This window comes from Haladaptatus sp. W1 (assembly GCF_001723155.1).
Classification (GTDB): Archaea; Halobacteriota; Halobacteria; order Halobacteriales; family Haladaptataceae; genus Haladaptatus; species Haladaptatus paucihalophilus.
This window is the reverse complement of the sequence record NZ_MEIH01000049.1, coordinates 1-2060: the sequence shown is the minus strand read 5'-3', so window position 1 is coordinate 2060 and position 2060 is coordinate 1. Positions and strand designations below refer to the sequence as shown.

Sequence of the window (2060 nt, the reverse complement as noted above, 5' to 3'; positions counted from 1 at the left end):
CCTACGCACCCGACTACGTGTATGAGCCTCGAAGCGCTACACGAAGACCACGGAGCGACGTTTTGCTCGGTCGGGAATCGTCGGGTGCCACGCGACTACGGCCGACCCGAACGGGCACACAGTGCGGTCAGGAACGGCGTCGGACTCACGGAGATGCCTACGGCGTCCTCGTCGTCTCGGGCGACGACAGAATCGAGTACGTCGATAACATCGTCTCGAACACGGTTCCGAGCGAAGACGGACGCGGAACCTACGCTGTTCTGCTCGACCCGCAAGGAAAGGTCGAACTCGACATGTACGTCTACTGTGCGGGCGAGGGGAGTACACCCGTCGCAAAGCATGTCTACGAGACGGCTGCAGCGAACGGGAGCGGGTTCAAGCACAGGGAGGCGCGAAGAATCACATCGTTGTCGCCGAGTCCGCTGACCTCGACTTCGCGGCTGAGCAAACCGTCAGCTCGGCATTCGCGAATTCGGCCAGCGATGTCTCGCTAATCCAGTCGCCGTCGTGGTCGATGAGATCTATGACAAATTTGCTGATCGCGTCACGGATATCGCCTCCGACCTTACCGTAACAAATGGCTTAGACGACGACGCGGAAATGGGACCGCTGATCACCTCCGAGCATCAAAGCCGTGTCGAGCAGTATATTCAGGAAGGAATCGATGACGGTGCTACCCTGCTCGTAGATGGTCGCACGCTCGAGACACTGAGGCAGGAAACTTCCTCCGGCCGACGATATTCGGGGATGTCGATCCGAGTATGAGTATTGCTCAGGAAGAAATATTGGTCCGGTGTTGGCGCTGGTCCGTGCTGAAGACTTCGCAGACGCGCTTTCTATCGTCAACGGAAGCCGTTTCGGCAATGCCGCGAGCTTGTTTACGGACCGTGGGAGCGATGCTCGCCAATTCCGTCATACGGTGGAAGCTGGCAATCTCGGTGTGAATACCGGCACTGCGGCTCCAATGGCGTTTTTCCATTTCGGTGGCTGGAAGGATTCTTTCTTCGGTGATCTTCACGCACAGGGCGAAGATATGATTCACTTCTATACGACAAGGCAGTCTACATCGAACGCTGGCCAGACGCGTGAACCGCCTCGGGCTGCTCCGGCTGTAGATTTTCCTCGATTTTGCCCTTTCCGCGGCTATAATTGACTATTTTCTATCCATACTGTGTGGGAAGATGCCATAGAACAGTTCTTAGAAGCGGTTGAAAACGACCGTTACGTTAGCTATCGTCAGTTTAGATACAGGCGATGAAAATCACCGGACACACCATCGACAATGTACGTGAGGAAATCCCCGCTAGTGGTCTGACACTCCACTATATGGAATGGTCGATGAAGTCTTTGATTCTCAACGGTTGTGAAATCGGGAGGCCGGCTGCTGCGGAGTTCTTTCCGTACAAGTTCGAGGAGATAATGCGTGCTGCTGTTTCTGGGTCAGCAATGGAACCCGACGGAGGAATAAGCATGTCCGTTTCAACGTTTTTCGTGCAGAGTCGGAAGTCGGTTGATGAATAACTCCTTACCATGGCACAGATCGATACCACAGTGAACGCGATCATCCAACTCGTTCAAAAGTGCTTCTGCATGTAGATCAAAGGAAAAGACTTGATAGGGGTAATAGATAGGGTGTTCCGCCGTCGTCTCCAGTATCTCCTCGTCTGTTCCGAAGAGAATCGACTCGGCTTCCGCCTCGGAAATTTCCCGATCGAAGACCTTGACCTGTTGTCTCTGTGGAGTGGTAGACATCACAGTCCCTCCTCTACGGTTGTTTCGGTGGCACCGTTTTCTTCGCCTCTGTGTGATCATCTACCGAGAGATGGTCACTAATCGCTCGCGCTTCGGGAGCCAATGATCGAGCAGATTGTGAGACGGTTCCAGCCGGTGCTGATTGGGATGCACGAGCACGACGCACGAGAGAAACGACTTCTTCCTTTGGTGGTGCAGTGAAAAGCGTCACAACAACGAGTAACAGTATCGATGCAATGAGTCCGCAAAGAAGGGATGAAGGGCCGTTTCAGCCTGGAGTTCACCTGCTGTCCAGATGACATTGGTCC

The 2060-nt window shown here is 54.1% G+C and carries 1 protein-coding gene and 1 pseudogene; one reads left to right on the top strand and one right to left on the bottom strand.

Features of this window, described 5'->3' with window-relative positions; all coding sequences use genetic code 11:
• Positions 1-21: 21 nt before the first annotated feature.
• Positions 22-1089 (top strand): annotated as a pseudogene (locus BG842_RS32920) (aldehyde dehydrogenase family protein).
• 390 nt (positions 1090-1479) lie between these two features.
• On the opposite strand, the gene BG842_RS30500 reads toward BG842_RS32920, so the two are convergent.
• Positions 1480-1752, bottom strand: coding sequence for a hypothetical protein (locus tag BG842_RS30500; RefSeq protein ID WP_069449599.1), 273 nt, complete (start codon positions 1750-1752; stop codon positions 1480-1482).
• Positions 1753-2060: the final 308 nt, after the last annotated feature.

Coding starts and splice junctions, on each gene's coding strand:
- BG842_RS30500 (WP_069449599.1), bottom strand. CDS start 1,752: ATGTCTACCACTCCACAGAGACAACAGGTCAAGGTCTTCGATCGGGAA.